Raw genomic sequence first — 23,441 nt, forward strand, 5'->3', positions numbered from 1 at the left:
GACTGATGCCAAAAAGTTTAATGCAATAACTGCTCCAAGAATACGATGGTCAAAATGGGCAGCTAAAATACCCACTACTGGGTATTTTTTGAAGGGTTTCCATTGGCTACGTTTGTAATGATTTTTATCACTTAAAGCTTTAGCAAGGAGAATAGATAGCATATCGAGACCCAAATAAAAAAGGAACATCTACCACACCCATACCATTCCAGTTTACTGAATCAAATAACGTTTAAACCCTTATCATTTAATCATGAAAAAACAACTACTAGTATTGACCGTTTTATTGGCTACCGCTACTTGGTCCTACGGACAGATTACGCGGAATGAATCCAAACTTAGCAGAGGTTATCTGCGGCTCGGGTTCAGTAACTTCGGACAGGAGCTGAACGACGATCTGTCCAATTTTTCCGTTGACGATGGCGGATTGGCTAGCGACGCCACCATGCTTGAGAACCTCTTGGACGGGCGTTACGGCGCAAAGCGCGGCTATGTGTTTGAGTTTGGCCGTAACTATTATTTTAACAAGAACAGCCTGTTGCCGATATTCGATACGAAGATCGGGCTGGATTGGACACAGCTTTCGCTTACCTACAACGAACTGGACTGGAGTAGCATCATTGAAAGAGACAGGGCCGCTGGGTATGAGGTAGACGAAATGGGTTTTTTCGCCGCCTCAGCATCCTCTAAAATCGGACCCGTGATTTCGATCAATTTTATCGATAAATTGGTTCTAGATGTCCGTGCCCAGCTCGCTGCAACCTATTTTGTGAACGGCTTGGATTATTACGCCTATAGCGAGGACGACGAACGCTATTTTACGTTCATGCCCGAAGAAGAAGATAGTGAGGAAGTAGATGGTATCGCTGCATTCGGGAAACTGGGGAAATTCGGCTTTAAACAAAATTATGGGGCCACCGTGCGCTATAGTGTAATCGGCCTGTCGATAGACTACTTCCCGGGATCCTTTAAGTATGCATATGAAACAAGCGAAGGCGGCGGTGATGTGCAGGCCGGAGAAGAGAAATTCAAGAATAACGTATTTCAAATCAAATTGAGTTTGACATTATAAGGGGGGAGGCGTAGCTGCCTAAATATCGATCTGATGCACCAACCGGGGCGCGGGAATCCGTGCCCCGGTTTTTTGCAAAACGATGATTCGCTGCATCGATAATATGTTTAGCTTTGCAGAAAAAATCATTTCGCGTACATGGGCAACGAGGTATCCACCGTCAATAAACACGTATCTGCCACTATTTATCCGGTTCTGTTCGCATTGAGTTTTTCCCACCTGCTCAATGATACCATACAGTCGCTTATTCCGGCGATTTATCCGATCGTGAAGGATTCTTTTCAGTTGAGTTTTTCGCAAATCGGTGTGATCACGCTGGTGTTTCAGCTGTCTTCCTCGCTTTTGCAACCTTTGGTTGGTATTATAACGGACACAAAGCCGTATCCGTATGCCTTACCCGTGGGCATGGGCTTTAGTCTCACCGGATTGGTGATGATGGCACTGGCCCCCAGTTACCAATGGATGTTGGTTTCCGTAGCTTTTGTAGGGGCGGGGTCATCCGTATTCCATCCGGAAGCATCCCGGATGGCGTACGCGGCGTCTGGCGGTCGGCGGGGCTTCGCCCAATCGCTCTTCCAGGTGGGCGGCAATGCGGGTAGCGCTATCGGTCCACTGTTGGCTGCCATGCTTATCGCCCCTTTTGGGCAATTCCATGTTATTTGGTTTTCCATCGCGGCACTTACAGCGATCATTATCCTTTACCGCATCGGTAAATGGTACAAGCCCAAATCCATCCGCAATTACATCCTCCGGAAAAATAAAGTCAAGGAGCTTGTGCGGCGCACGCTGCCCCGTAAAACCGTGATCAGTTCCATAGCAGTATTGCTGATTTTAATTTTTTCCAAGTATTTTTATTTTGCCAGCCTCACCAGCTATTACACATTCTACTTGATGCACAAATTCGATGTGTCGGTACAGCAATCGCAAATTTACTTGTTTATATTCCTGTTTGCCGTCGCGGCAGGGACCATGATCGGTGGCCCCGTGGGCGACCGTATAGGCCGTAAATACGTGATTTGGCTGTCCATTTTGGGCGCATCGCCGTTTACGCTGGCATTACCATATGCAAATCTTTTTTGGACGATTCTCCTTTCTTTTGTCATCGGCGTCATCATCGCTTCGGCATTTGCGGCCATTTTGGTGTATGCGCAGGAGCTGTTGCCGGGCAATGTCGGCATGGTATCTGGTTTGTTTTTCGGTTTCGCATTCGGAATGGGGGGCATCGGTTCGGCTGTGCTGGGTAAGTTGGCCGATAACCAGGGTATCGACTATGTGTATCACGTTTGCTCGTTCTTGCCGCTTATTGGTGTCGTAGCGGCGTTTCTGCCGAACCTAAGGAACGTGGCTGCCACAGCCAGCAAGGCATAAAGTAACGAAAACGACACTTGCATATGTGTGTGAGTTTATATAAGTTTGGTGCGCTATTCTGATAGTAATTAGCAATTCCAATATGAAGTTTTTAAATGTAGGCATACTAAGTAGTGCACTGTTGGTAACCTGCGGATTTGTAAGTGCTCAACAGGAGACAAATGGAAGCGTACCCGTGCTGACCAACCAGTCCGATTCCATTGCATACGCCTTTGGGGCTTCCGTGGCGCGCGACCTGAAGCGCACCGGTATCGAAACCGTAAACGCCGAAGTCCTTGCCCAGGCTATTAGCGATGTGTTCGCCGGAAAGGAAAGTCCGCTGAATGAGGTACAAGAGCGCGAATTGATTATGCAGGCAATTACGGCTGCCCGGGAGAAAATAGACATCCGGAAGCGTAATGAGGCCCAGGTGTTTATGGAGAAAAACAAAACACGCGCTGGCGTCATAACCACACCCTCGGGGCTCCAATATGAGGTTATTCGAGAAGGGACCGGTGCGCGGCCAACGCTGCGCGATACAGTAACAGTACATTATAAAGGGCAGCTCACCAATGGAAATGTGTTCGATAGCTCTTATGATCGCGGCCAGCTGACTACATTCCCTTTGGAACGTGTCATTGTAGGGTGGCAGGAGGGGCTGCAGCTGATGCCTGCGGGTGCGCATTACCGGATGTATGTGCCCTATGAGCTTGGCTATGGCGAGCGCGGTGCCGGGCAGGATATCCCGCCTTATAGTCCGTTGATTTTTGACGTGGAACTGGTGTCGGTACAGCCGGCTGTCGTTACACCTGCGGTGGTCGAAATGGACCAAGCGAAATGAAACGGCTGGGCAAATCGGATTTGCGGGTAAGCCCAGTAAGTTTCGGCTGTATGTCGTTGGGCGAGAAAGTAACGGTCTACGCGGACCTGCTGCGCAAAGCGGCTGACGCCGGTGTCAATTATTTCGACACGGCAGACCTCTATCTCAAAGGCCTTAATGAATTGTACGTGGGTGAGGCCCTCAAACCTATCCGGAAGGATGTCATTATTGCCACGAAAGTAGGTAACCAGTGGCGTCCTGACGGTAGTGGGTGGGATTGGAACCCGAGTAAGGCCTATATTCTAAAGCATGTCGACCAAAGTTTGAAACGGTTAAAAACCGATTATATCGACTTGTATCAATTGCACGGTGGAACCATTGATGACCCCATAGATGAGATCATCGAGGCGTTTGAACGAATTAAAGAGCAGGGGAAAATCCGGTGGTACGGCATCTCATCCATCCGGCCGAATGTAATCCGCGAATATATCGAGCGCTCCAATATCGTTAGCGTGATGACGCAGTATAGTCTGTTGGACCATCGGCCGGAAGAAGCTACGCTCGACCTACTCCACGAGCATGATATCAGTGTCATTTGCCGGGGAGCTGTTGCCCAGGGGTTGCTGATCGGTAAAGAGGCGAGCAGCTACCTGCAATATACCGATGGTGAGGTAGGCCGTGCGGCGAAAGCCGTTGCCAAGGTGGCGGCTGAATTGGGGTTGTCGCCGCTGGAAGTGGCGCTGGGTTATGTGAGGGGGCACCCGGCTGTTGCCACTGCAGCATTGGGGATACGCACAACCGCTCAACTGGATGAGGCAATCGATACATTACAGCATGTGGAACCTTTATCAGCAGACCAACGCACATTCCTTCGGCAGTCGGTCCGGTCGTTCCATTATGAGGCGCATCGGTGAGGAGATTTTCGTATTTAGATTTTACCATTAAATAATTTAACTAAACAACATGAGTAAGCAGTTAAGACGAGTAGTTCTCTTGGCCTTGGTAGGCCTGAGCTTGGGTATAACCATGGTGAGCGCACAGCAACAACCGGAAAAGAAGTTGGGATGGTACCTCTCGGCCCAGACCTATACCTTCAATCGGTTTACATTTTTTGAGGCCGTAGATAAGACGCTCAGCGCCGGACTCAAGTCGGTGGAGGCCTACCCCGGACAGCAACTCGGCGGTGGTATGGGAGGGGTGATGGACTACAAAATGGATGCTGCTAAACGTAAGGCTATCTTGAAGGCACTCAAGAAAGAAGGGGTGAAACTCTGCGCATTTGGCGTGGTCAATGGCAGCAATGAAGCGGAGTGGACACAGATTTTCGAATTTGCTAAGGCAATGGGTATTAAAGTAATCAATACGGAGCCCAGCGCCGACGCCATGCAGATGATCGGCCGACTGGCAAACCGGTATAAGATTAAGGTAGGTATCCATAACCACCCCAAGCCCTCGCATTACTGGAGCCCGCAGGCGGTGCTTGATGCCGTTGCCGCGGCGGATAGCAAATACGTGGGCGCCTGTGCCGATATCGGCCATTGGGTACGGTCTGGATTGGATCCCGTGGAGAGCCTTAAAAAGTATGACGGCCATTTGGTTAGTTTGCACTTCAAAGACCTTTCGGAGAAATCTGCTAGCGCACACGACGTGCACTGGGGTACGGGTGTATGCAACGTGGAAGCTGTAATTGCGGAGTTAAAGCGCCAGGGGTTCAAAGGGAATATCTCTGCCGAATATGAGCACAACTGGGAAGACAATGCTGGAGATGTGAAACAAAGCGTTGTTAATTTCAGGAATATCCTAACGAGCCATTAATGGCTTGATCACTTATACGAATAACTTGCGAGCTGGTGGCATCGTGCCCCGGCCGCAGGTTTTCATCAACATGTTTTCATCAAAATAAACCGAATAATTCCGTTTCGATTTTTTGGAGTACGAACCCCAGGTCTTCCGGGTTGTTCGCAAAATCGAGCTTATCCTTGTCGAGGATAAGTAGCTTCCCTTCCTTATAGGCTTTGATCCACTTCTCGTATTTTGCATTGAGCTTGGATAGGTAATCCAACCGGATGTTCGCTTCGTATTCGCGGCCCCGCGTTTGGATGTTTTCTACCAACGTAGGCACGGAAGCCCTGAGGTAAATGAGGAGGTCGGGTGGTTTGATATACGATACGATACTTTCGAAGATGTTGCTGTAATTTTCAAAATCGCGCGCACTCATCAATCCCATATCATATAGGTTCTCCGCAAAGATGTAGGCATCTTCATAAATGGTACGATCCTGGATGATGTTCATTTCTTGCTGCTGCAGTTTTACGATATGGCGGAAGCGACTGTTAAGGAAAAAAATCTGCAGGTTAAATGCCCAACGCTTCATGTCGCTGTAAAAGTCCTCGAGGTAAGGATTGTCATCCACTGCTTCAAATTGGGGTGCCCAATTGAGGTGGTTGGCGAGTAGCTTAGTGAGTGTGGTCTTACCCGCGCCGATATTTCCTACGATGGCTATGTGCATGTCTAAAACTTCTTGAAACCGATAATCTCACGTATTTCCGTCAGGGTTTTCCGTGCACTTTCGCGTGCTTTTTCATTCCCCTGCCGAATCGTTTTGCTAATATAGTCGTTATCATCGGAAATTTCGGCAATACGTGAGCGAACGGACGCTGTGGCGGCAATCACATCTTCGGCCAGCTGCTTCTTGAGGTCGCCGTAGCGAATTTGGCAGGTGTTGTACAAGTCGTCGAAATGTTTCACTGTATCGGGCGTGGAGACTGCGTCGAGCAGCGTAAACAGATTCTGGATCACGTCGGGCTTCTGTTGATTAGGCTCGGTAGGTCCCCCATCGGTTACGGCACGCATCACTTTTTTACGGATCATTTCCGGTGTATCCGACAAGTAAACCGCGTTTGCCTCACCTTCGGATTTGCCCATTTTACCTTTGCCGTCCAACCCCGGTATTTTTACCAGCTGCTTGCCGAAGGAAAACGCGTGCGGCTCGGTGAAATAATCGGTTTTATACAGCCTGTTAAATCGATTAGCGAAGGTACGTGTCATTTCCAGGTGCTGCTCTTGGTCTTTCCCCACAGGCACCTTCGTGGCGCGATGCAGCAGGATGTCGGCCGCCATCAGCACGGGGTAGGTGAGGAGGCCGGCATTCACATTGTCTGGATTCGCCCTTACCTTATCTTTGAATGACGTAGCCCGTTCCAGCTCACCCAAATAGCTGTTCATATTGAGGTAGAGGTATAGCTCCGTTACTTCGGGCACGTCCGATTGGACGTATATGGTTGCCACATCCGGGTCAATGCCTGCGGCGAGGTATTCCACCGCCACTTGGCGCACGTTGGTATGTAAGTCGGCGGGGGTGGGGTGGGTGGTCAGCGAGTGGAGATCGGCAATAAAAAAATAGCAATGATGTTCATGTTGCATCTGCACGAAATTGGTCACTGCCCCATAATAATTTCCTAAGTGTAATTTTCCGGTACTGCGGATGCCGCTCACTACTGTTTCCATAATGCGTGCGAAAGTACGGATTTATTGGTAAATTTGGATGCGAAGCTCGTCGCTATCGGTCATTGCAATGTCAATGTGGTAAATCATTTCCATGGTTTTGATGGCGGTTTAAGGCGATTATCGCTACATTTGCGAGGTCTAACGATTAATAGGAGTTAAGCATGGAGACATTGGTGAAACCAACATATAGAAAACCCGGGCCCGATGATTTCTTCAAGAAACTGCAGCGAGAGGTACAGCAAAACGTGCTTGGTGACAAGCGCATCCAACGGCGTAATGTGGTGAAAACTTATTTTCTGCTTTTCCTATACGTGGGTCTCTATACCTGCATTCTGCTGTTTGGCAATTCCACGCCGATACTATTCCTTTGTTATATATTTTTGGGCTTCTCGATGATTATGCTGTTCATCAATGCCTTCCACGACGCGGCACACGGGTCGGTATTCAAGAAGCGGAAACACAACCAGCGGTTTATGTACGTGCTGGAACTTTTTGGTAGCAACAGCTGGTTATGGGCCAAGCGGCACAACGCGTTGCACCATCCTTATCCGAATATACAACACTGGGACACCGATATTAAGCAAAGCGATCTGGTACGGATTTTCCCCGATAGCGAGTACCTGAACCAGCACCGGTACCAGCATATTTATATGTTTTTGCTCTATCCGTTATATACGCTCAATTGGTTGTTTATCCGCGACTTCAAGGACTTCTTCGGCACGAAAGACAATTATGTGAAACGTATCCTGAAAATCCCGCGCATAGAGTATTACCGGTTATTCGCGGCTAAAGCGTTTAACATTTTCTACCTCATCGGTATCCCCCTTATGGTGCTCGGCCAGCCGTGGTACATCGTGGTGTTGGGGTGGTTGTGCATGCATGTCTTCGGGAGTTTGCTGGGTGTTATCGCATTAATCTCCACCCATGTGGATGAGACAGCTATCTTTCCACTGCCGCCTGCCGATGGCAAGATGAATGTGACGTGGGCGGAGCATCAGATGATGGTAACCAAAGACTTCAGTGCGGATAGCCCGCTAGCCAATTTCCTCTTTGGCGGCTTTACCCATCATGTGGCTCACCATTTGTTCCCTCACGTGGCCCATACGTATTATCCATATATTACGCCCATTATCAAACGGTATGCGGAGGAGTATAGCTTACCTTATACCTGCTACCCAGCTATCAAGGCCGTGCGGTCGCATTTTGTATTATTGAAAAAACAAGGTGCGGGCGAGAATATATTCCAGCACGGCGAATTATAGTGATTTGGCTTCTTCCCAGAAGATGTCCATTTCGGCAAGTGTCATTTCTTTCAGCTGCTTGCCCGTTTCCTTTGCCCGCGCCTCCAAATGATTGAACCGTTTGATGAACTTCTTGTTGGTTCGTTCGAGTGCATTTTCGGGGTTGATGCCGATGAATCGCGCATAATTGACCAGTGAAAACAGGAGGTCACCAAATTCGGCTTCCGCTTTTTCGGTATCGAAAGCTTCATTCGTGGTCACGTCAAATTCTTGCTTGAACTCCTCCAGTTCTTCCTCCACTTTTTGCCACACCTGGTGTTTTTCTTCCCAGTCGAACCCCACGCCCCGCACTTTATCCTGTATGCGGTAGGCTTTCACCAGGGCGGGCAATGAGCGCGGCACACCGGCCAGTACCGATTTGTTGCCTTCTTTGAGTTTAAGCTGCTCCCAGTTCCGTTTGACGTCGTCTTCATCAGCGACCTCAATATCGCCATAGATATGCGGGTGGCGTGAAATCAGTTTTTCGCATACACTGTTAAGTACATCCACGACATCAAAAGCACCCTGTTCCTCCGCAATCCGCGCGTAGAACACCAAGTGCATCATCAGGTCGCCAAGTTCTTTCTTCACCTCGCCGATATCATTGTCCAATATCGCATCGCCCAGTTCATACATTTCTTCAATGCTGAGGTGACGGAGCGTCTCCATGGTCTGTTTCCGATCCCACGGACATTCCGTACGAAGGGTGTTCAATACCGTTAACAGGCGCTCGAATGCTTTCGGCGGTGTCGTTTGGGGTGGAGGAGGGGTATGGGGCATTGTTTTTTCAGCAAACTTAGATAAACTATTGATATTTTTGTTAATTTTTTTGGCATCAATGAGATCGCTACGCTAAGTATGCTTTTATATGCAAGTTTACAAAAGCGGCATATAAAACAAGTTTATTCGCAGCAATCTGCTTTCATCGGTGCTCATGATTGCTTCGCAGTTATCGATCTCTCATCTGTCGCTGAAGAACAAGTTATGATAGATGAAACTTAGATAAAAAATAACGTTCACACAACCGTGGCCGGAGCGTGTATCTGCAATTGCTGTGCGAATACTTCCACTGCATCTATGGCTTTTTCCAGTTCGGTTCCATCGGGTAGTTCGCCGCTCCGCGCATCGATTTCCATTTTCCGGAGGCGGAAAGCAATTTCATCACCGCCGATCTGCGCCGTTCGCCCCGCTATGCGATGCAACAGCAGTTCCACATCCGCTAAATCGCCCTTGTCGAAATGTGTTTTCAGGGCGAGAATGTCCGCCGCAGTATCGCTGAGGTAGTGGTTTATGATGTTCCGGACTTGCTCGTCGTCACCCAGCGCCATATGGCGGATCGCCGATACCTGGGCGTGGCTGGTCCCGTTCGGGTTGGAAAGGGGAGCAATACCGAGCAAATGGAGTAAATCGGCCTCTCTGAATGGCTTGAGCAACAATCCGTCGAATCCTTCGGACAGGATTTGCTCCTGTTCTTCGGGCAATACCTGGGCGGTACAGGCATAGATTTTTACGTCCTTCGAATGGATTTTCTGACGGAGCGCGCGATTGAGTTGTATGCCGTCCATCTCGGGCATACGGATGTCCATTAAGATGGTTTTTACCGACGGGTCCCATGGCGTATCCAAAACGGATTTGGGCGAGTGGAAACACCGGTAGGTTACCCCATATTTGTCGAGTATGTTTTGGCACAGCGCTAAAATAAGCGTATCATCATCCACAATCCAAACGTTGCCCTCAATAGGTGGTACTACGTTTTTCAACGGATGGTCGTTGGTGTCGGGAAGCGACTTCTCGAACGTCTTGAGCGGTAAGTTGACCCGAAAGACCGAGCCGACCCCCTTTTTGCTATCAACACGAATCTGTCCGCCCATGCTTTCGCAGATGGTTTTAACGATGCTGAGTCCCAGTCCGCTGCCGAAATGAGTGCCCGAATTAGCGCTTTCGGATTGTTCGAAATCGTTGAAAATGCGTTCGAGGTCTACTTTCGGTATGCCTTTGCCGGTATCTTTCACCACCATACTCAGTTCGGTTTTCTCCGGGTAAACCACGGTGCTGACATTCAGGGTGACTTTTCCTCGGTCGGTAAATTTCACCGCATTGCTTAATAAGTTGAAAAGGATTTGTTTAATACGGAAAGCATCGCCAAGCACATACCCCGAACCGAGCACCCGTGTGTTGAGCTTTAGCTCGAGTCCTTTGGCCTGAGCTTGGGTTTTCATAACGGCCACCACGCTGCTGATGAGGCCTTTTACCGCAAATGGCTTTTCATTCAGTGTGATTTTTCCCGACGTGATCCGGCTGTAGTCCAAAATTTCGTTGACAATCTGAAGCAGGTGCTCGGACGACTGGTAAATGGCGTCGACTTTCGTGTCGCCCTTGGGTCGGCTTTGCTGCAACTGCTCCGAATAGCCGATGATGGATTGCAGGGGCGTGCGCAACTCGTGGCTCATGTTGGCCAGGAAGCGCTGCTTGGCCGCTGCATGATATTCCGCCTCCTCCTTGGCAGCTTCCAACGCCATGCGGTCGGCATTGCTCCTACGGATATCGGCTAGGATCAAATAGACCATGATGGCCGTGATGCAGAAAAATGCGAGGATGATACCTCCGATACGCCACACGCTTTCGCTTACTACTGCCTTGGCTTGCAGATTATCCACCTCCATCTGCTGCATGGCCTCATTCTCTACCGAATGAAGGATGCTCAGCATGTTGCTGATCAGTGCATTACTGGCTACCGTTAGCTCCATTTCGCGGTCAACGAACTGTTCGCGTTGTTGCTGTTGGAGCCGTTGGAAACGCTGCACGGCACTGTCGATGCGGGCGAGTATGCTATCGGGTTGGGTGGCCCGGATGGTGTCGATGATGGTTTCCATCTCTTCTTCCACCATGCGCCGCTCCTCCACCACCTGTTGCGGCTGTTCCGTGGGCTTCCTGCCGAAGAGACGGGAGAAAAAGCCGCGGTCGTCTTCGACCAACGGAACGGTGATAGCACTGGTGTCGCCGGCTATCGTTGTGGTGCGTCTTTTGCGCTCGGTGGTAACGACTTTACGTTCCGTATTGGGTTCATAGATAATATCGCTGAGCGATGACAGTTGTTCGGAAAACTCTTTGCTATCCACCACTTTCTCGCGCACCTTTACGTAAGCGGTAAATAGCTTGTCGCGCTGCTTGAGTAGTGTTTTTATGGAGTCGATGCGCGATTGTTGCATATCACTACCTGCGTATAGCCGTTTCAGCGAGTCGAGCGAAACGATAATCACCGCCGATTCTTTTGAAAAGCTGTTGTAGGCAGCGTTGCCGCCGAACGCCTGGGCACGCTGCAGCTGGTCGAGCCGCATGATATCGCGTGAGATGCCGCTTACGATTTCCAGTTTAGGCTCGGGGGTCGTGATGTTTTCTACCGTGTCCATGATCTCGGTGAAAGCAACGCGGCTGATTACCCAAGCCAATACCAGCGAAACCGCACACGATAGGAAAACAAAGATAACTTTGCGCCGTACACTCCGTGTTGATTTTATGTCTCGGGTAGGCATGGATACTCCCTTACTTTTCAGTAAAGTTACCAAAAATTGTGCTAAGTGTGTTTATTCGTTCAAAAACACGAATTTACTGTCAAACATATCCAGCTTCACCCGGGCATCCTTGTCTATTTTTCCTGCGAGGATCTCTTTCGATAGTTCGTTGAGGATATGCTTCTGTATCACCCGTTTCAGTGGTCGTGCACCATATTGGGGGTCGTACCCCAGCTGTGCCAGCCAATCGAGCGCCTCATCACTTGCCGTAAGCTGTATGCCCATTTCGGCCAGCTGCTGTTGCAGGTTGGCGAACTGCAGGTGTACGATTTTGCCGATCTCTTCGCGGTTCAACGGCGTGAACATGATGATCTCGTCGACGCGGTTCAGGAATTCGGGCCGCATGGATTTCTGCAGCAATTCAAACACCTCATTTTGCGTTTTCGCCATCAACTCGGCGTGGTTTTCATCCGTCAGGTTCCCGAAATTCTCCTGGATGAGGTGCGAACCGATGTTAGATGTCATGATGATGATGGTGTTCTTGAAATTCACCATACGCCCTTTATTGTCCGTCAGATGCCCATCGTCCAGCACCTGCAACAAGATGTTAAATACATCGGGGTGTGCTTTCTCGATTTCATCGAGCAGGATGACAGCGTACGGTCTCCGCCTTACGGCCTCGGTAAGCTGGCCGCCCTCATCATAACCCACATAGCCCGGGGGCGCGCCGATGAGGCGCGATACCGCATGGCGCTCCTGGTATTCGCTCATATCGATACGGACCATGGAGTGTTCGTCGTTGAAGAGGAACGTGGCCAGCGCTTTGGCTAGTTCGGTTTTGCCCACGCCCGTGGTGCCGAGGAAGATGAACGACCCGATAGGGCGCCGCTCGTCGCTCAGGCCGGCCCGCGACCGCCTGATGGCGTCGGAAATGGCTTCGATGGCTTCATCTTGTCCAGCCACGCGCTTGTGGAGTTCTTCTTCAAGGTGTAGCAATTTGTCGCGCTCGCTCTGTACCATCTTGGCCACGGGTATGCCGGTCCACCGCGATACCACGCCAGCAATGTCTTCTGCCGTTACTTCCTCCTTGAGCATGCGGTTATCGTCTTGCTTTTCACTAAGCTCATTTTTGAGTGCTTCTACCTTGTCTTGCGACTCTTTAATACGGCCATAGCGTATCTCGGCCACTCGGCCATAGTCGCCTGCGCGCTCTGCCTGGTCGGCTTCGATCTTGTAGTTCTCTATCTGTTCAAGCTCCTGGTTGATGCTGTCTACCAATGACTTCTCGCTCTGCCATGCGGCACGTAGGGAATCGCGCTCCGTGCTCAGGTTAGCAATTTCTTTGCTCAGCTCGTCCACCTTTTTGGTGTCTTTCTCGCGCTTGATAGCCTCCCGTTCGATTTCCAGCTGCATGATTCGGCGTTCGATTTCATCTACCGCCTCCGGAACAGAGTCCATTTCCAACCGCAGTTTCGACGCAGCCTCATCCATGAGGTCGATGGCCTTGTCGGGCAGGAAACGGTCGGCAATATACCGCTGTGACAGTTCCACCGCTGCGATGATCGCCTCGTCGAGGATGCGCACTTTATGGTGCGTTTCGTAACGCTCCTTCAGTCCACGCAGGATGGAGATGGCGTCCTGCGTATCCGGTTCTTCCACCATCACCTTCTGGAACCGGCGTTCCAATGCCTTGTCTTTCTCAAAGTATTTCTGGTATTCGTTGAGGGTAGTGGCACCAATGGCCCGCAATTCGCCGCGCGCCAGTGCAGGCTTGAGGATGTTTGCGGCATCCATGGCGCCTTCACCGCCACCAGCACCGATGAGGGTGTGTATCTCATCGATAAAGAGGATGATTTCACCATCGCTCTGGGTCACTTCCTTTACCACTGCCTTGAGCCGCTCTTCAAATTCACCTTTATACTTTGCGCCGGCAATCAGCGCACCCATATCGAGCGAGAAGACGGTTTTTTGCTTCAGGTTCTCGGGTACGTCGCCTTTAATGATACGGTGTGCGATGCCCTCGGCAATCGCTGTTTTACCCACACCCGGTTCACCAAACAGTATCGGGTTGTTCTTCGTGCGGCGTGAGAGGATTTGGATCACCCTACGGATTTCTTCGTCACGGCCGATGACCGGGTCGAGCTTGCCGGATTCGGCGAAGTCATTCAGGTTACGCGCATATTTATTGAGGGCGTTGTATGTGGCCTCAGCGTTCTGATCGGTTACCCGTGCGTTGCCCCGGAGGTCACTGATGGCCTTTTTTAAGTCTTTTTCCGTGATGCCTTGGTCCTTCAGTAACGATGCGGTTTTATCGCCTGCATGGAGGATACCCAAAAGAATGTGTTCGATGGATACGAACTCATCTTTAAATTCCTTGAGGTATGATTGAGCCTTCTGCAGGGCGGCGTTTGCTGTGGACGACAGGTAGATGTTACTGCCACTCACCTTCGGGAAGGTGCCGATCTGTTTGTCGAGCTCGTCTTCAACGTGCTTTACGTTTACATTCAGCTTTTTGAGTAAATGGCTTACCACGTTTTCATCCACGAGGAGAAGGGCCTTTAATAGATGGGCTGTTTCGATGGATTGCTGTTGATTGCCCGTAGCAACCTCGGAAGCTTTTTGGACCGCTTCCTGTGCTTTGATGGTATAGTTGTTGAAATTCATTGTCGTATTTGTTTCAGCCATATACACAAAACAAATACCATGGGCGATTTGATTGGGTAATCGGAAATTTTGTCGTGTGTGATTTAGAATTAATGACTAATTGTCTGTATGTTAATGGGTTGTGCTGAAATAAAGACAGGTTTTTGCGCGGTTCTTATGCGGCCTTTGCGTGAAAAGACTAAAAATTCGGTTTGAGCAAATACTTCTCATAAAACCTAAAGATATGTTCTACGGCCTCCTCTGCGGTATCCACCATCCGGTAAAGGTTGAGGTCTTCGGGGCTGATATTCCCCGCGTCGAGCATGGCTTTTTTCACCCAATCGATCAATCCACCCCAATAATCTTTTCCCACGAGTACGATGGGGAAGCGGGCAATTTTACCGGTTTGGATGAGGGTGATGGCTTCAAAAAGTTCATCCATGGTGCCGAAGCCGCCGGGAAGCACGATGAATCCCTGTGAATATTTCATGAACATGACCTTGCGCACGAAAAAGTAATTGAATTGGAGGAGCTTGTCGCGGTCGATGTATGGGTTGTGGAATTGCTCGAAAGGAAGATCGATGTTGATGCCTACGGATTTGCCACCTGCTTCATGTGCGCCTTTGTTTGCGGCTTCCATGATGCCGGGCCCGCCGCCCGAAACGACGCCGAAACCACGCTCGGTGAGTAATCGCGCTATTTCTTCCGCGAGCTTATAATAGTTGTGGCCTTGGGCGGTCCGTGCCGACCCGAACATCGATACGCAGGGTCCTATTTTAGCGAGCTTCTCAAACCCGTCTACAAACTCGGCCATGATCTTGAATATCTGCCACGAGTCCTTCACTTTGATTTCCTGCCACGTCTTGTTCTCAAAGGCGCGCATGATTTTATCTTCACGTGTTCTAGCCATACATGGGTGTTTTTGATTTTCGCTAATGTAGTGTTTTTCATGCAAAGCAGTTGGATATGAGACGTTGGTTCAAAACTTGCGACTTGCGGCTGAGGGTTTAAGAGTTTCGGACGAAAGAAGTATCTTTGTGTCATGAATTTTTCTTCCAAATTATTGGAACAGGCTGTGGCAGAGTTTGGTCGGCTGCCGGGTGTAGGGCAGAAAACGGCCCTGCGGCTGGTACTCCATCTGCTGAAACAACCCGAAGCCGAAGTATCGCGGTTTACTGAAGCACTCGATCACCTGAAAAGGGAAATCCGGTATTGCACCACCTGCCACAACGTTTCGGATACGGCAATTTGCGAAATCTGTGCCTCGCATAAAAGGGATGGCGGACTGATATGCGTGGTGGAAGATACGCGGGATGTGATGGCCATCGAGAATACCGACCAATACCAAGGTGTGTATCACGTGCTTGGCGGACTCATTTCTCCTATGGATGGCATCGGTCCGTCGGATCTGCAGATCGATAGCTTGGTGAACCGTGTAGCGGCCGGTGGTGTAAAGGAGGTAATCGTGGCGCTGAGCGCAACCATGGAAGGGGATACGACCATTTTCTACCTCTATAAGAAACTGAAAGATTTAGGCGTGCAGATCAGCACCATTGCGCGGGGGATTGCCTTCGGTGGTGAATTGGAATATGTGGATGAAGTGACGTTAGGTCGCTCCATTGCTACCCGTGTACCTTATGAGCGGAGCATTGCGTAATAAAACAGTTATCATCACGGGGGCATCATCCGGTATTGGTTTGGCATGCGCCAGCGCCTTTGCCCAACAGGGCGCTAATTTAGTGCTGGCCGCACGGCGCTATGTAGATTTGTGCGCACTAGCCCAATCGCTGGAAGAAGCCCATGGCATCCGCGCGGTGGCCGTGCAGTGCGATGTGGCCAAGGAGACCGATTGCCAAATGCTGGTACAACAGGCATTGGCCACGTTCGGTGGTATTGATGTGCTGATCAACAATGCGGGTATCAGCATGCGGGCCCTGTTTGCCGATTTGGATCTGACGGTGTTGCATCGACTGATGGATGTCAACTTCTGGGGTACGGTTTATTGTACCAAATATGCCATGCCCGAGCTGCTGCGCAGCAACGGGTCGGTGGTTGCCGTATCATCCATCGCTGGCTTCCGGGGGCTGCCGGGCCGCACGGGATATTCGGCCTCCAAATTTGCCATCCATGGGTTTATGGAGTCGTTGCGGGTCGAAAATCGGAAGACGGGCTTGCACGTGATGATTGCCTGTCCGGGGTTTACAGCTTCCGGTATCCGGGCGACCGCATTGGATGCCGCGGGTGAGGCGCATGGCGAAACCAGTATGGACGAAGGTAAGATGATGACCGCAGAAGAAGTGGCCAGTCGGATTGTGCATGGCGTTATCAAGCGCAAGCGTACGTTGGTAATGACGCGGCAGGGTAAGCTCGCCGTACTGATGAATAAGTTGTTGCCGGCATGGGTAGATAAGAAAGTATACCAACTGTTTGCCAAAGAAAAGAACCCGTTGGTGAGATAGTGCGCAGATCTGTGGTCGTCTGTTAAATCAGCCCAGCCGTCACCAATTCTCCCTTTCCTGATTTCCGCTCGAATTGATAATCCAAGCGACCGAGGTTAATACCTGCAAACCCAACTTGGTTGATGATGGTTAGATCACCATCAAGGTTGCGTACGGATTCCGGCCCGGGCATGAATGTGTGGGTATGCCCACCGATGATGAGGTCGATGTCGCGGGTTTGGGCGGCGAGCACCTGATCGGATACCTTACCATCACCATACCGGTAGCCGAGGTGCGAGAGACAGATGACCAAGCTGCATTTGTAGTCGTTCTTCAGCCGTGATGCTATTTCATTAGCCACCTTAATAGGGTCGTGGCAAACGACGCCGGGGCAAAGCGTAGGATCCACCAATCCCTCCAACTCGATGCCGAGCCCAAATACCCCTATCCGAAGCCCTTGCTTCTTGAAAATATGGTAGTCACGCGTTTTTCCATGAAGGATGGTGTCGCTGAAGTCGTAATTTGCCGTAAGGAAAGGGAAATTGGCATAGCGGATCATGCCGGCAAGACCTTCCAAGCCGTTATCGAACTCGTGATTACCGAATGTGCCCGCATCGTAACCCATTTTGCTCATCAGTTCCAGCTCGACCTTACCGCCGAAGAGATTAAAATAGGGAGTGCCCTGTACCATGTCGCCGGCATCGAGCAACAGCACATTGCGTTGCTCCTTGCGGATTTGTTCCACCAGCGTTGCTCGGCGTGCTACCCCGCCCAGTCCCTGGAAACGCGATCCATCCATCGGGAACGGTTCGATGCGGCTGTGTACGTCGTTGGTGTGCAGTATCGTTAAGGATACGTGTTCTTCGCTGGCCTGTACCCATGTCGGTACGGTTATCGCAGAAACTGCCGCTAATGCGCCCGCCCGTTTGAGGAAGCGACGTCTATTGATTGCGTGTGATTCTTCCATCGAGTTGTACGTTGATATCGTTGCCTGCGTCGGTTTCATTGCTTACATAGCTGATTAACGCTTCGCGCACTTTTATGCCCAGGTCGGTGCGGCTTGCCGGGTCAGCCAGGCCCAGGGCATGGTCGCCGCCGTTGGCCAGGTAATCATAAGTGACCAGTTTGTAGGTGCGGTTCGTGTCTATGGGCTTACCGCCGATCCGGATGTTGGCCGCTTTGCCATCCATAATTTCCATTCGGATACCCGATACGGGTTGGCCGCCCGATGCGGCGATGAATTGGGCCAAACCCAGTACGTTTTCACCGGTGAGTTCCAAGACAACGATTTCGTTCTCAAAAGGCATAAGCTCGAAGATGTTGCCGATGGTAATGGGCCCTTGGTGCAGCTCGATGCGGAGTCCGCCTTTTGTGCCGAAGGCGAATTCGGCGCCGGGCACCTGTTTCCGTGCTTCTGCCAACAGCACGTCGGCGAAGAAATTCCCCAACAGGGTTTCCGGTTCGTCGCGGGGTTTGGTCAGGCTGATGGCGGCGCGACCGATTACACGGTTCATTTCAGCTTCAAGCTGTTCCTTGTAAGGCGTATAGAATTGTACGTAGTTGGGATCCTCGACGATGGTACTGTCCACCTGCAATTGGGTATAGACAGCTTGCCCGCTAGGTACAAAGTACCTGCTGCAAGATGCACCTCCAAGCCAAATGGCGGCTGCGAACAGCAGGAGGTAATTTCGGACGGTAAAACACTTCATGATGTGACAGTGCCTCGTTAGCGTTGCGTCAACGGGCGAGGTAAAGGTAAGTATTCTGCTCTTAAAATTCACCTTTTGCCGTATCCATCGCTTTTCCACCGGAAGGGGCGGGGATAGAAGTGCGGATGGTTGCCCGTATACGTGCCTTTTCGCGGAGGTTGGTAAACCGCTTTCTGCGCTTGGTAAATAGCGAGGACAGGTTATACGCATCCCAGTTAATCAATAAAACGCTTGCCAGAATAACCGCAAGTGCGATGATTTGCGAATCGGTTACCGCCTCGTGCGCGAACCAAGCGCCGAGCAATACAGCGACAATGGGATTCACGTAGGTGTGCGTACTTACTTCCGTGGCCGGACGTACCTGAAGGAGCCAGATGTAGGAGCTATAGGCCACGATGGATCCCATGAAAATCAAGTAGATGATTGCCCACCAGGCGGATGCCGGTACATTTGCCGGTTGGAAGTTGGTGATCTCACCCCGTGCTGCAGCCGTAACGGTAAATGCGATGCCAGCAATCAGCATCTGCCAGGCGGTGCTTACCGTACTGTTGCGTTTTTCGCCCGATTTGGGTTTCCCGAAGTACTTGGAATACAGCGAGCCGATGGTCCACGCCAACGCGCCGATCAATAACAAGGTCATGCCCATGATGTTGGTCTGCCGTTCGGAGGCATCGAAGGCCTGTGCGATACGGTCGCCAAATAACATCACTACGCCAAAGAAACCCATGAAGAGACCGATAACAATCGGTAGGTTGCGGAAGTTGACTTTCCAGTTGGGCTTGTCGAGTACGATAAACCAAATAGCAGCAGAAGCAGACATAATGGCTACCAGTCCGCTGGGCATAAACTGCTCCACCCAAATAATGATGCCGTTGTCGACAAAAAGCAGCAGCATGCCCATCAACCCGGCGTGTAAGATGGTCGACTTATCGAATATCCGGTATCCCTTGAAAGCAGACCACCCCAATAGGAGCAGCCCGGCGGTGCTGAACCGAACGGCGCCCAGTAGGAACGGCTCGAAGCCGGCCAACGCCTTGTGGATGAAAAAGAATGTCGACCCCCACACGATGTAAATCATGGCAAATGCCACGAAAATCGTTGCCCGGGAATGTGAATCTTTTGCAAAAACTGTTGTCATTATTGTTTGTCTTTATGCGCTTTGCTTTATGCTACTTGCACTTTACTCCTTGCTCCCCGATCTTTGCTATCCCTGTTCCGCCGTCTCGGGGATCATTAGTTGCTGCTCTTCCTTTACCGTTTCCAATACAATGGTGGTGCGGGTGGAGATGATGCTTGATATTTTGGCGAACGAATCGCGCATGAGCGCTACCAGACCCGCTGAATCGGCTGTGCGAACCTTTACAAGGTAACCATCGTCGCCAGCGATATCGTGTACTTCCTGCACTTCCGGGATAGCCGCCAACGCCTGTCCGGTGGTTGCGCACCCGATTCCGTCTGCCGCACGGATGAAAATGAAGGAAAGCAGGGTCTGGTCCAGCGCCACCGGGTTAATCTTCGTCCGGTATTGCAAAATAACATCCTTTTGCTCCAGTTTCTTTATGCGTTCCAGGATCGCGGATGGTGCCATGCCGACTTCCCGGGCAATTTCCGCGTTGCTGATCCGTGCATTCTCCTGCATCAATCGCAGGATAGCATAGTCGGTTTGATCCAGATTATATTCTACGTTGTTCATTGTTCGGCAAAGATACTAAATATTAGAATGATGTTCAAATTAATAGTGTTTGTAGAGAATGATGTTCTTTATTGGTGAATGGATTCCGTTCATTCGTTGTTCAAAAGGACTAAAAAAGGGGCAGGTTTACGCAAAGGTCGCAAAGGCGCTTCACTTTAGCGCAAAGAAACATCCTCAGCGCCCTTTGCGTGAACCAGCTTTGCGCCCTTTGCGTGAAAAAACCTCCGTGAACTTTGCGTGAAAAATTTCTAAAAATAACGAAAATAGTTTTGATTTATTAACAGTGTTAAGTAGTTTTGCATCGTTAATAAAATACTATGGGAATCAAAGAAAGGAAAGAACGGCATCGGGAAGATCTCAAAGCAAGGATCCTTGCAGCGGCAAAGAAGCTGTTTGTGACCGAAGGGTATGAGGCCACCTCCATCCGGAAGATCGCTGCCGAGATTGAATTCAGTCCGACCACGATATACTTATACTATAAAGACAAGACCGATATCGCCTATGCGTTGCACCAAGAGGGTTTCGGTTTGTTGCGGGAACGCTTTTCGGCATTGGCGTATGTAGATGATCCATTCGAACGCTTGAAAGCCATGGGCAGGGGATACATCCAATTCGCTGTGGATCACCCCGATTTCTACGAATTAATGTTTATCATGAAGGAACCGATGCAATACCTGCAGACACACCACCCCGAAGAGGAATGGCCGGAAGGTGAGCGGGTATTCGAGGGATTGATGCAGACGGTAGAGGCGTGCAAGGGTAGCGGGTACTTTACGAGCATGAACACCGAAGAAATGGCGATGCTCTCGTGGAGTGTGGTGCACGGCTTGAGCTCACTGCATATTACCAGCCATTTTAGTCGCATCGCTGAGAAATGCAGTGACGTGGCGATTGTTAAGCAAGATACTTTTCTGGAAGGTGTTTTCCAAGCTTACTTACAGCTTCTGGAACAGTATAAGTAAATTTTTTTGCCATTTAGTAAACACTGTTAATAATGAGAACGATATTAATATTAGTGTTGTCGATAGCGTTTTTAAATGTTAAGGCGCAAGAATCCCTGAAGGCTTATATCGACACTGCCTTGCAGAATAACCTCGTGCTGCAGCAGCGGCATGTGTCGTTCGATAAAGCCGTCACGGCATTGAAGTCGGCAAAAAGCTTGTACCTGCCGTCGGTAAATCTGGAAGCGGGTTACCAGACGGCCGATGGCGGGCGCAACATTCCGTTGCCGATAGGCGACCTGCTCAATCCGGTATATACCACATTGAATCAGCTGACCCAGTCCAACCAATTTCCGACCATCGAAAACGAGACCATCAATTTCCTGCCCCGCAATTATTACGATGCCCACATCCGAACTACAATGCCGCTGATCAATACCGACATCGGCCATAATAAGCGTATCCATGAGTTTCAGGTACGGTTAAGCGAATTGGATGTCGATACGTATAAGCGAGAATTGGTCAAGGAAATCAAGGTGGCGTATTTCGGGTATCTTGGTGCGGTACAGTCGGTCGCTGTCTATCAATCGGCATTAGCCTTGGCCGAAGAAGGTAGGCGGGCAAACGAACGGTTGGTTGAGCATGGCAAAGGGCTTCCGGCTTATGTGTTGCGTTCGGAAAGTGAGGTGGCAGCTGCCGAAGCCGCCGTTACCGGCGCCGAACAACAGGTGAAGAACGCGAAGTACTATTTCAACAGCCTGTTGAATCGCGATGCAGAAGCCGGTATCGATACGGTTTTTGATTCCGACGATGCGCTGTTGGCGGTTGCCGGTCTGCTGCATGGCGACGCACAACCCAATGCCAGCCGCGAGGAGCTCCAAGCGTTGGCCACCGCGGTGAGCATCCGCGAAACGGCCGTGAAAATGGATAAGCAATACGCGGTGCCGACCTTGAACGCCTTCCTTGATCTGGGGTCACAGTCCGAAGGATTCCGTTTCAATGGCCAGACCTCTTATTATATGGCCGGCCTGCAATTGACCTTCCCGATATTTAATGGCAACCGGCACAGGTACAAGGCACAGCAGTCGCAACTCGACCTGCGGAATGCCCAGTTGCAGCTGGCGGAGGCCAACCGGCAGCTGCAGCTTTCCCATTCGGTCGCACTCAACGGGTTACGTTCGGCCTGGCAGCATTACGAGGCTGCGAAGCGCCAACTGGCTGCCGCACAGGCCTACCAGCGGCTCATAGGCAAAGGCTACCAAGCGGGGACCAACAGTTATATCGAAACTGTCGATGCCCGTAATCAATATACATCCGCTCGCCTGGCACTGTCGGTCAGTACCTACCGGGTACTTTCCGCCGCGGCTACGGTTGAGCGTGAGCAAGCCAGCTATCCACTCACCACAACGATTAACTAAACGGTTATGAACACATACAACTATTATTTCCTAGGCGTTGCCCTCATGATGGCCGTGGCGGCCTGTAGCTCCGGCAACCACGATAGCGAGCTACCTGCGGATGACACCGTCATCCCCGTCCGCGTGCAGCCGCTGGCAGCAACCGATACCGCCGGCACGGTGACTGCTACCGGCACGTTCACTACCGACGACGAAACCGCACTTGCATTCCGTGGCGGGGGCATCATCCAGCAGTTGCGGGTCAAAGAAGGCCAAGCGTTCCGACGAGGGCAGCTGCTCGCCGCGGTGGAGTCGACAGAAATGAATACGGCGCTTGAGCAGGCCCAGCTCGGACTGGAAAAAGCGGAACGCGATTACCACCGAGCGCAGCAGCTTTATGCCGATAGCGTAGCTACCCTCGAACAGCTAGAGAACGCGAAGACGGCTTTCGACGCCGCAACGCAAGATGTGGAGCGGGCATCTTACCTGGTTAGCCACACCGTTATCACGGCGCCGTTTGACGGGTATGTGCTGCAGCGCCCAGCCAATGTGGGGCAGGTTGTCGGTCCCGGCACGCCGGTGCTGGTAGTGGCAAGCAGCGCAAAAGGCGGTTGGCTGCTCAAAGTTGGGGTGAGCGACCGGCAATGGTCGGCCATCCATGTCGGCAATGCGGCCACGGTAACCACCGACGCCCTTCCCGGAAAGGAGCTCCGGGCTGAGGTGGTCCGTAAGTCCGAAGGGATAGACCCCCTGTCGGGCGTGTTTAACATATACCTGAAGCTGGCCGATGCGCCGTCATCGTCCCTTGCCTCGGGCCTCTTTGGCAGGGCTGCCATCCATCTTGCCCAGGCATCCGATGTTTGGCTCATCCCTTACGAAGCTCTGATGGATGGCGATGGTGGTAAAGCCTATGTCTTCATCACCGCCGATGGCCAAACGGCACGGCGCGTACCGGTGGAAGTATCGGGCATCCAGCAAGACCATGCCGTGGTAACCGCCGGACTGGAAGATGGCGGTTCGCTTATTGTATCGGGCAGTCCATACTTGCGCAACGGTTCTTCCATCATCATCAAATAAGCAGT

The 23,441-nt window shown here is 51.0% G+C and carries 21 protein-coding genes; 11 read left to right on the forward strand and 10 right to left on the reverse strand.

The window, feature by feature from the left end:
• Positions 1-253: 253 nt before the first annotated feature.
• The 5 genes from U9S71_RS04210 (at position 254) to U9S71_RS04230 (ending at position 5,054) form a co-directional block, all read left to right on the forward strand.
• Complete coding sequence (locus U9S71_RS04210; protein WP_326325498.1) at positions 254-1,072, forward strand: hypothetical protein; 819 nt, start codon at positions 254-256, stop codon at positions 1,070-1,072.
• A 138-nt stretch (positions 1,073-1,210) separates the two neighbouring features.
• Entirely contained in the window at positions 1,211-2,440 is a 1,230-nt protein-coding gene (locus U9S71_RS04215; RefSeq protein WP_326325500.1) for an MFS transporter, read from the forward strand.
• 82 nt (positions 2,441-2,522) lie between these two features.
• Positions 2,523-3,260 carry a BamJ family beta-barrel-assembly machinery protein gene (bamJ, locus tag U9S71_RS04220; RefSeq protein ID WP_326325502.1) on the forward strand — a complete coding sequence of 246 codons (738 nt, stop codon included), beginning with the start codon at positions 2,523-2,525 and terminating at the stop codon, positions 3,258-3,260.
• Positions 3,257-4,153, forward strand: coding sequence for an aldo/keto reductase (locus tag U9S71_RS04225; protein ID WP_326325503.1), 897 nt, complete (start codon positions 3,257-3,259; stop codon positions 4,151-4,153). Before bamJ ends, U9S71_RS04225 begins: the two co-directional genes overlap by 4 nt.
• 49 nt (positions 4,154-4,202) lie before the next feature.
• A complete protein-coding gene (locus tag U9S71_RS04230) occupies positions 4,203-5,054 on the forward strand; it encodes a sugar phosphate isomerase/epimerase family protein (RefSeq protein ID WP_326325504.1) in 852 nt (283 codons plus the stop codon).
• A 79-nt stretch (positions 5,055-5,133) separates the two neighbouring features.
• On the opposite strand, the gene U9S71_RS04235 is transcribed toward U9S71_RS04230, so the two are convergent.
• Both U9S71_RS04235 and trpS read right to left on the reverse strand, forming a co-directional pair.
• Positions 5,134-5,748 (reverse strand): deoxynucleoside kinase, encoded by a 615-nt coding sequence (locus U9S71_RS04235; protein ID WP_326325506.1) that lies wholly within the window; start codon positions 5,746-5,748, stop codon positions 5,134-5,136.
• Positions 5,749-5,750: 2 nt separating this feature from the next.
• Positions 5,751-6,746, reverse strand: coding sequence for a tryptophan--tRNA ligase (trpS, locus tag U9S71_RS04240; protein WP_326325507.1), 996 nt, complete (start codon positions 6,744-6,746; stop codon positions 5,751-5,753).
• A gap of 173 nt (positions 6,747-6,919) precedes the next feature.
• Between trpS and U9S71_RS04245 the strand changes: the two genes are divergently transcribed.
• Positions 6,920-8,008, forward strand: a complete 1,089-nt coding sequence (locus tag U9S71_RS04245) for a fatty acid desaturase family protein (protein WP_326325509.1) — start codon at positions 6,920-6,922, stop codon at positions 8,006-8,008.
• Here the strand turns inward: U9S71_RS04245 and mazG are convergent.
• The 4 genes from mazG to U9S71_RS04265 form a co-directional block, all read right to left on the reverse strand.
• Complete coding sequence (gene mazG / locus U9S71_RS04250; RefSeq protein ID WP_326325510.1) at positions 8,003-8,806, reverse strand: nucleoside triphosphate pyrophosphohydrolase; 804 nt, start codon at positions 8,804-8,806, stop codon at positions 8,003-8,005. The genes U9S71_RS04245 and mazG overlap by 6 nt on opposite strands.
• A gap of 236 nt (positions 8,807-9,042) precedes the next feature.
• Entirely contained in the window at positions 9,043-11,559 is a 2,517-nt protein-coding gene (locus U9S71_RS04255; RefSeq protein WP_326325511.1) for an ATP-binding protein, read from the reverse strand.
• Between the two features lie 51 nt (positions 11,560-11,610).
• Positions 11,611-14,202 (reverse strand): ATP-dependent chaperone ClpB, encoded by a 2,592-nt coding sequence (clpB, locus tag U9S71_RS04260; protein ID WP_326325772.1) that lies wholly within the window; start codon positions 14,200-14,202, stop codon positions 11,611-11,613.
• Between the two features lie 178 nt (positions 14,203-14,380).
• Positions 14,381-15,091: an LOG family protein gene (locus U9S71_RS04265; protein ID WP_326325512.1), complete on the reverse strand. Its 711-nt coding sequence runs from the start codon at positions 15,089-15,091 to the stop codon at positions 14,381-14,383.
• A 132-nt stretch (positions 15,092-15,223) separates the two neighbouring features.
• Here U9S71_RS04265 and recR point away from each other — a divergent pair, with 132 nt between their 5' ends.
• Complete coding sequence (gene recR / locus U9S71_RS04270) at positions 15,224-15,838, forward strand: recombination mediator RecR (protein ID WP_326325513.1); 615 nt, start codon at positions 15,224-15,226, stop codon at positions 15,836-15,838.
• Positions 15,819-16,640: an SDR family oxidoreductase gene (locus U9S71_RS04275; protein ID WP_326325515.1), complete on the forward strand. Its 822-nt coding sequence runs from the start codon at positions 15,819-15,821 to the stop codon at positions 16,638-16,640. The genes recR and U9S71_RS04275 overlap by 20 nt, the downstream gene beginning before the upstream one ends.
• A gap of 22 nt (positions 16,641-16,662) precedes the next feature.
• Here U9S71_RS04275 and U9S71_RS04280 read toward each other — a convergent pair whose 3' ends face one another.
• The 4 genes from U9S71_RS04280 to U9S71_RS04295 all read right to left on the reverse strand — a co-directional run bounded on the left by U9S71_RS04280 (position 16,663) and on the right by U9S71_RS04295 (position 20,021).
• Positions 16,663-17,586, reverse strand: a complete 924-nt coding sequence (locus tag U9S71_RS04280) for a bifunctional metallophosphatase/5'-nucleotidase (protein WP_326325516.1) — start codon at positions 17,584-17,586, stop codon at positions 16,663-16,665.
• Positions 17,561-18,328 carry a 5'-nucleotidase C-terminal domain-containing protein gene (locus U9S71_RS04285; RefSeq protein ID WP_326325517.1) on the reverse strand — a complete coding sequence of 256 codons (768 nt, stop codon included), beginning with the start codon at positions 18,326-18,328 and terminating at the stop codon, positions 17,561-17,563. The genes U9S71_RS04280 and U9S71_RS04285 overlap by 26 nt, the downstream gene beginning before the upstream one ends.
• Before the next feature lie 61 nt (positions 18,329-18,389).
• The gene (locus U9S71_RS04290) at positions 18,390-19,466 is read right to left on the reverse strand and encodes an EamA family transporter (protein ID WP_326325518.1); all 1,077 of its coding nucleotides are present in this window, start codon (positions 19,464-19,466) and stop codon (positions 18,390-18,392) included.
• Between the two features lie 66 nt (positions 19,467-19,532).
• Positions 19,533-20,021, reverse strand: coding sequence for an Lrp/AsnC family transcriptional regulator (locus U9S71_RS04295; RefSeq protein ID WP_326325520.1), 489 nt, complete (start codon positions 20,019-20,021; stop codon positions 19,533-19,535).
• 317 nt (positions 20,022-20,338) lie between these two features.
• On the opposite strand from U9S71_RS04295, the gene U9S71_RS04300 reads away from it, so the two are divergent.
• Genes U9S71_RS04300 through U9S71_RS04310 form a run of 3 tightly spaced genes read left to right on the forward strand, consistent with a single transcriptional unit; the run spans position 20,339 to position 23,436 of the window.
• Positions 20,339-20,983, forward strand: coding sequence for a TetR/AcrR family transcriptional regulator (locus U9S71_RS04300; protein ID WP_326325522.1), 645 nt, complete (start codon positions 20,339-20,341; stop codon positions 20,981-20,983).
• A 32-nt stretch (positions 20,984-21,015) separates the two neighbouring features.
• Entirely contained in the window at positions 21,016-22,380 is a 1,365-nt protein-coding gene (locus tag U9S71_RS04305; protein WP_326325524.1) for a TolC family protein, read from the forward strand.
• 6 nt (positions 22,381-22,386) lie between these two features.
• Positions 22,387-23,436 (forward strand): efflux RND transporter periplasmic adaptor subunit, encoded by a 1,050-nt coding sequence (locus tag U9S71_RS04310; RefSeq protein ID WP_326325526.1) that lies wholly within the window; start codon positions 22,387-22,389, stop codon positions 23,434-23,436.
• Positions 23,437-23,441: the final 5 nt, after the last annotated feature.

The organism is Parapedobacter flavus (assembly GCF_035818675.1).
GTDB classification, from domain to species: Bacteria; Bacteroidota; Bacteroidia; order Sphingobacteriales; family Sphingobacteriaceae; genus Parapedobacter; species Parapedobacter flavus.

Bases quoted from the DNA above. Each gene is read 5' to 3' on its own strand.
- U9S71_RS04210 (WP_326325498.1), top strand. From the start codon at position 254: ATGAAAAAACAACTACTAGTATTGACCGTTTTATTGGCTACCGCTACT.
- U9S71_RS04215 (WP_326325500.1), top strand. From the start codon at position 1,211: ATGGGCAACGAGGTATCCACCGTCAATAAACACGTATCTGCCACTATT.
- bamJ (WP_326325502.1), top strand. From the start codon at position 2,523: ATGAAGTTTTTAAATGTAGGCATACTAAGTAGTGCACTGTTGGTAACC.
- U9S71_RS04225 (WP_326325503.1), top strand. From the start codon at position 3,257: ATGAAACGGCTGGGCAAATCGGATTTGCGGGTAAGCCCAGTAAGTTTC.
- U9S71_RS04230 (WP_326325504.1), top strand. From the start codon at position 4,203: ATGAGTAAGCAGTTAAGACGAGTAGTTCTCTTGGCCTTGGTAGGCCTG.
- U9S71_RS04235 (WP_326325506.1), bottom strand. From the start codon at position 5,748: ATGCACATAGCCATCGTAGGAAATATCGGCGCGGGTAAGACCACACTC.
- trpS (WP_326325507.1), bottom strand. From the start codon at position 6,746: ATGGAAACAGTAGTGAGCGGCATCCGCAGTACCGGAAAATTACACTTA.
- mazG (WP_326325510.1), bottom strand. From the start codon at position 8,806: ATGCCCCATACCCCTCCTCCACCCCAAACGACACCGCCGAAAGCATTC.
- U9S71_RS04255 (WP_326325511.1), bottom strand. From the start codon at position 11,559: ATGCCTACCCGAGACATAAAATCAACACGGAGTGTACGGCGCAAAGTT.
- clpB (WP_326325772.1), bottom strand. From the start codon at position 14,202: ATGAATTTCAACAACTATACCATCAAAGCACAGGAAGCGGTCCAAAAA.
- U9S71_RS04265 (WP_326325512.1), bottom strand. From the start codon at position 15,091: ATGGCTAGAACACGTGAAGATAAAATCATGCGCGCCTTTGAGAACAAG.
- recR (WP_326325513.1), top strand. From the start codon at position 15,224: ATGAATTTTTCTTCCAAATTATTGGAACAGGCTGTGGCAGAGTTTGGT.
- U9S71_RS04275 (WP_326325515.1), top strand. From the start codon at position 15,819: ATGAGCGGAGCATTGCGTAATAAAACAGTTATCATCACGGGGGCATCA.
- U9S71_RS04280 (WP_326325516.1), bottom strand. From the start codon at position 17,586: ATGGAAGAATCACACGCAATCAATAGACGTCGCTTCCTCAAACGGGCG.
- U9S71_RS04285 (WP_326325517.1), bottom strand. From the start codon at position 18,328: ATGAAGTGTTTTACCGTCCGAAATTACCTCCTGCTGTTCGCAGCCGCC.
- U9S71_RS04290 (WP_326325518.1), bottom strand. From the start codon at position 19,466: ATGACAACAGTTTTTGCAAAAGATTCACATTCCCGGGCAACGATTTTC.
- U9S71_RS04295 (WP_326325520.1), bottom strand. From the start codon at position 20,021: ATGAACAACGTAGAATATAATCTGGATCAAACCGACTATGCTATCCTG.
- U9S71_RS04300 (WP_326325522.1), top strand. From the start codon at position 20,339: ATGGGAATCAAAGAAAGGAAAGAACGGCATCGGGAAGATCTCAAAGCA.
- U9S71_RS04305 (WP_326325524.1), top strand. From the start codon at position 21,016: ATGAGAACGATATTAATATTAGTGTTGTCGATAGCGTTTTTAAATGTT.
- U9S71_RS04310 (WP_326325526.1), top strand. From the start codon at position 22,387: ATGAACACATACAACTATTATTTCCTAGGCGTTGCCCTCATGATGGCC.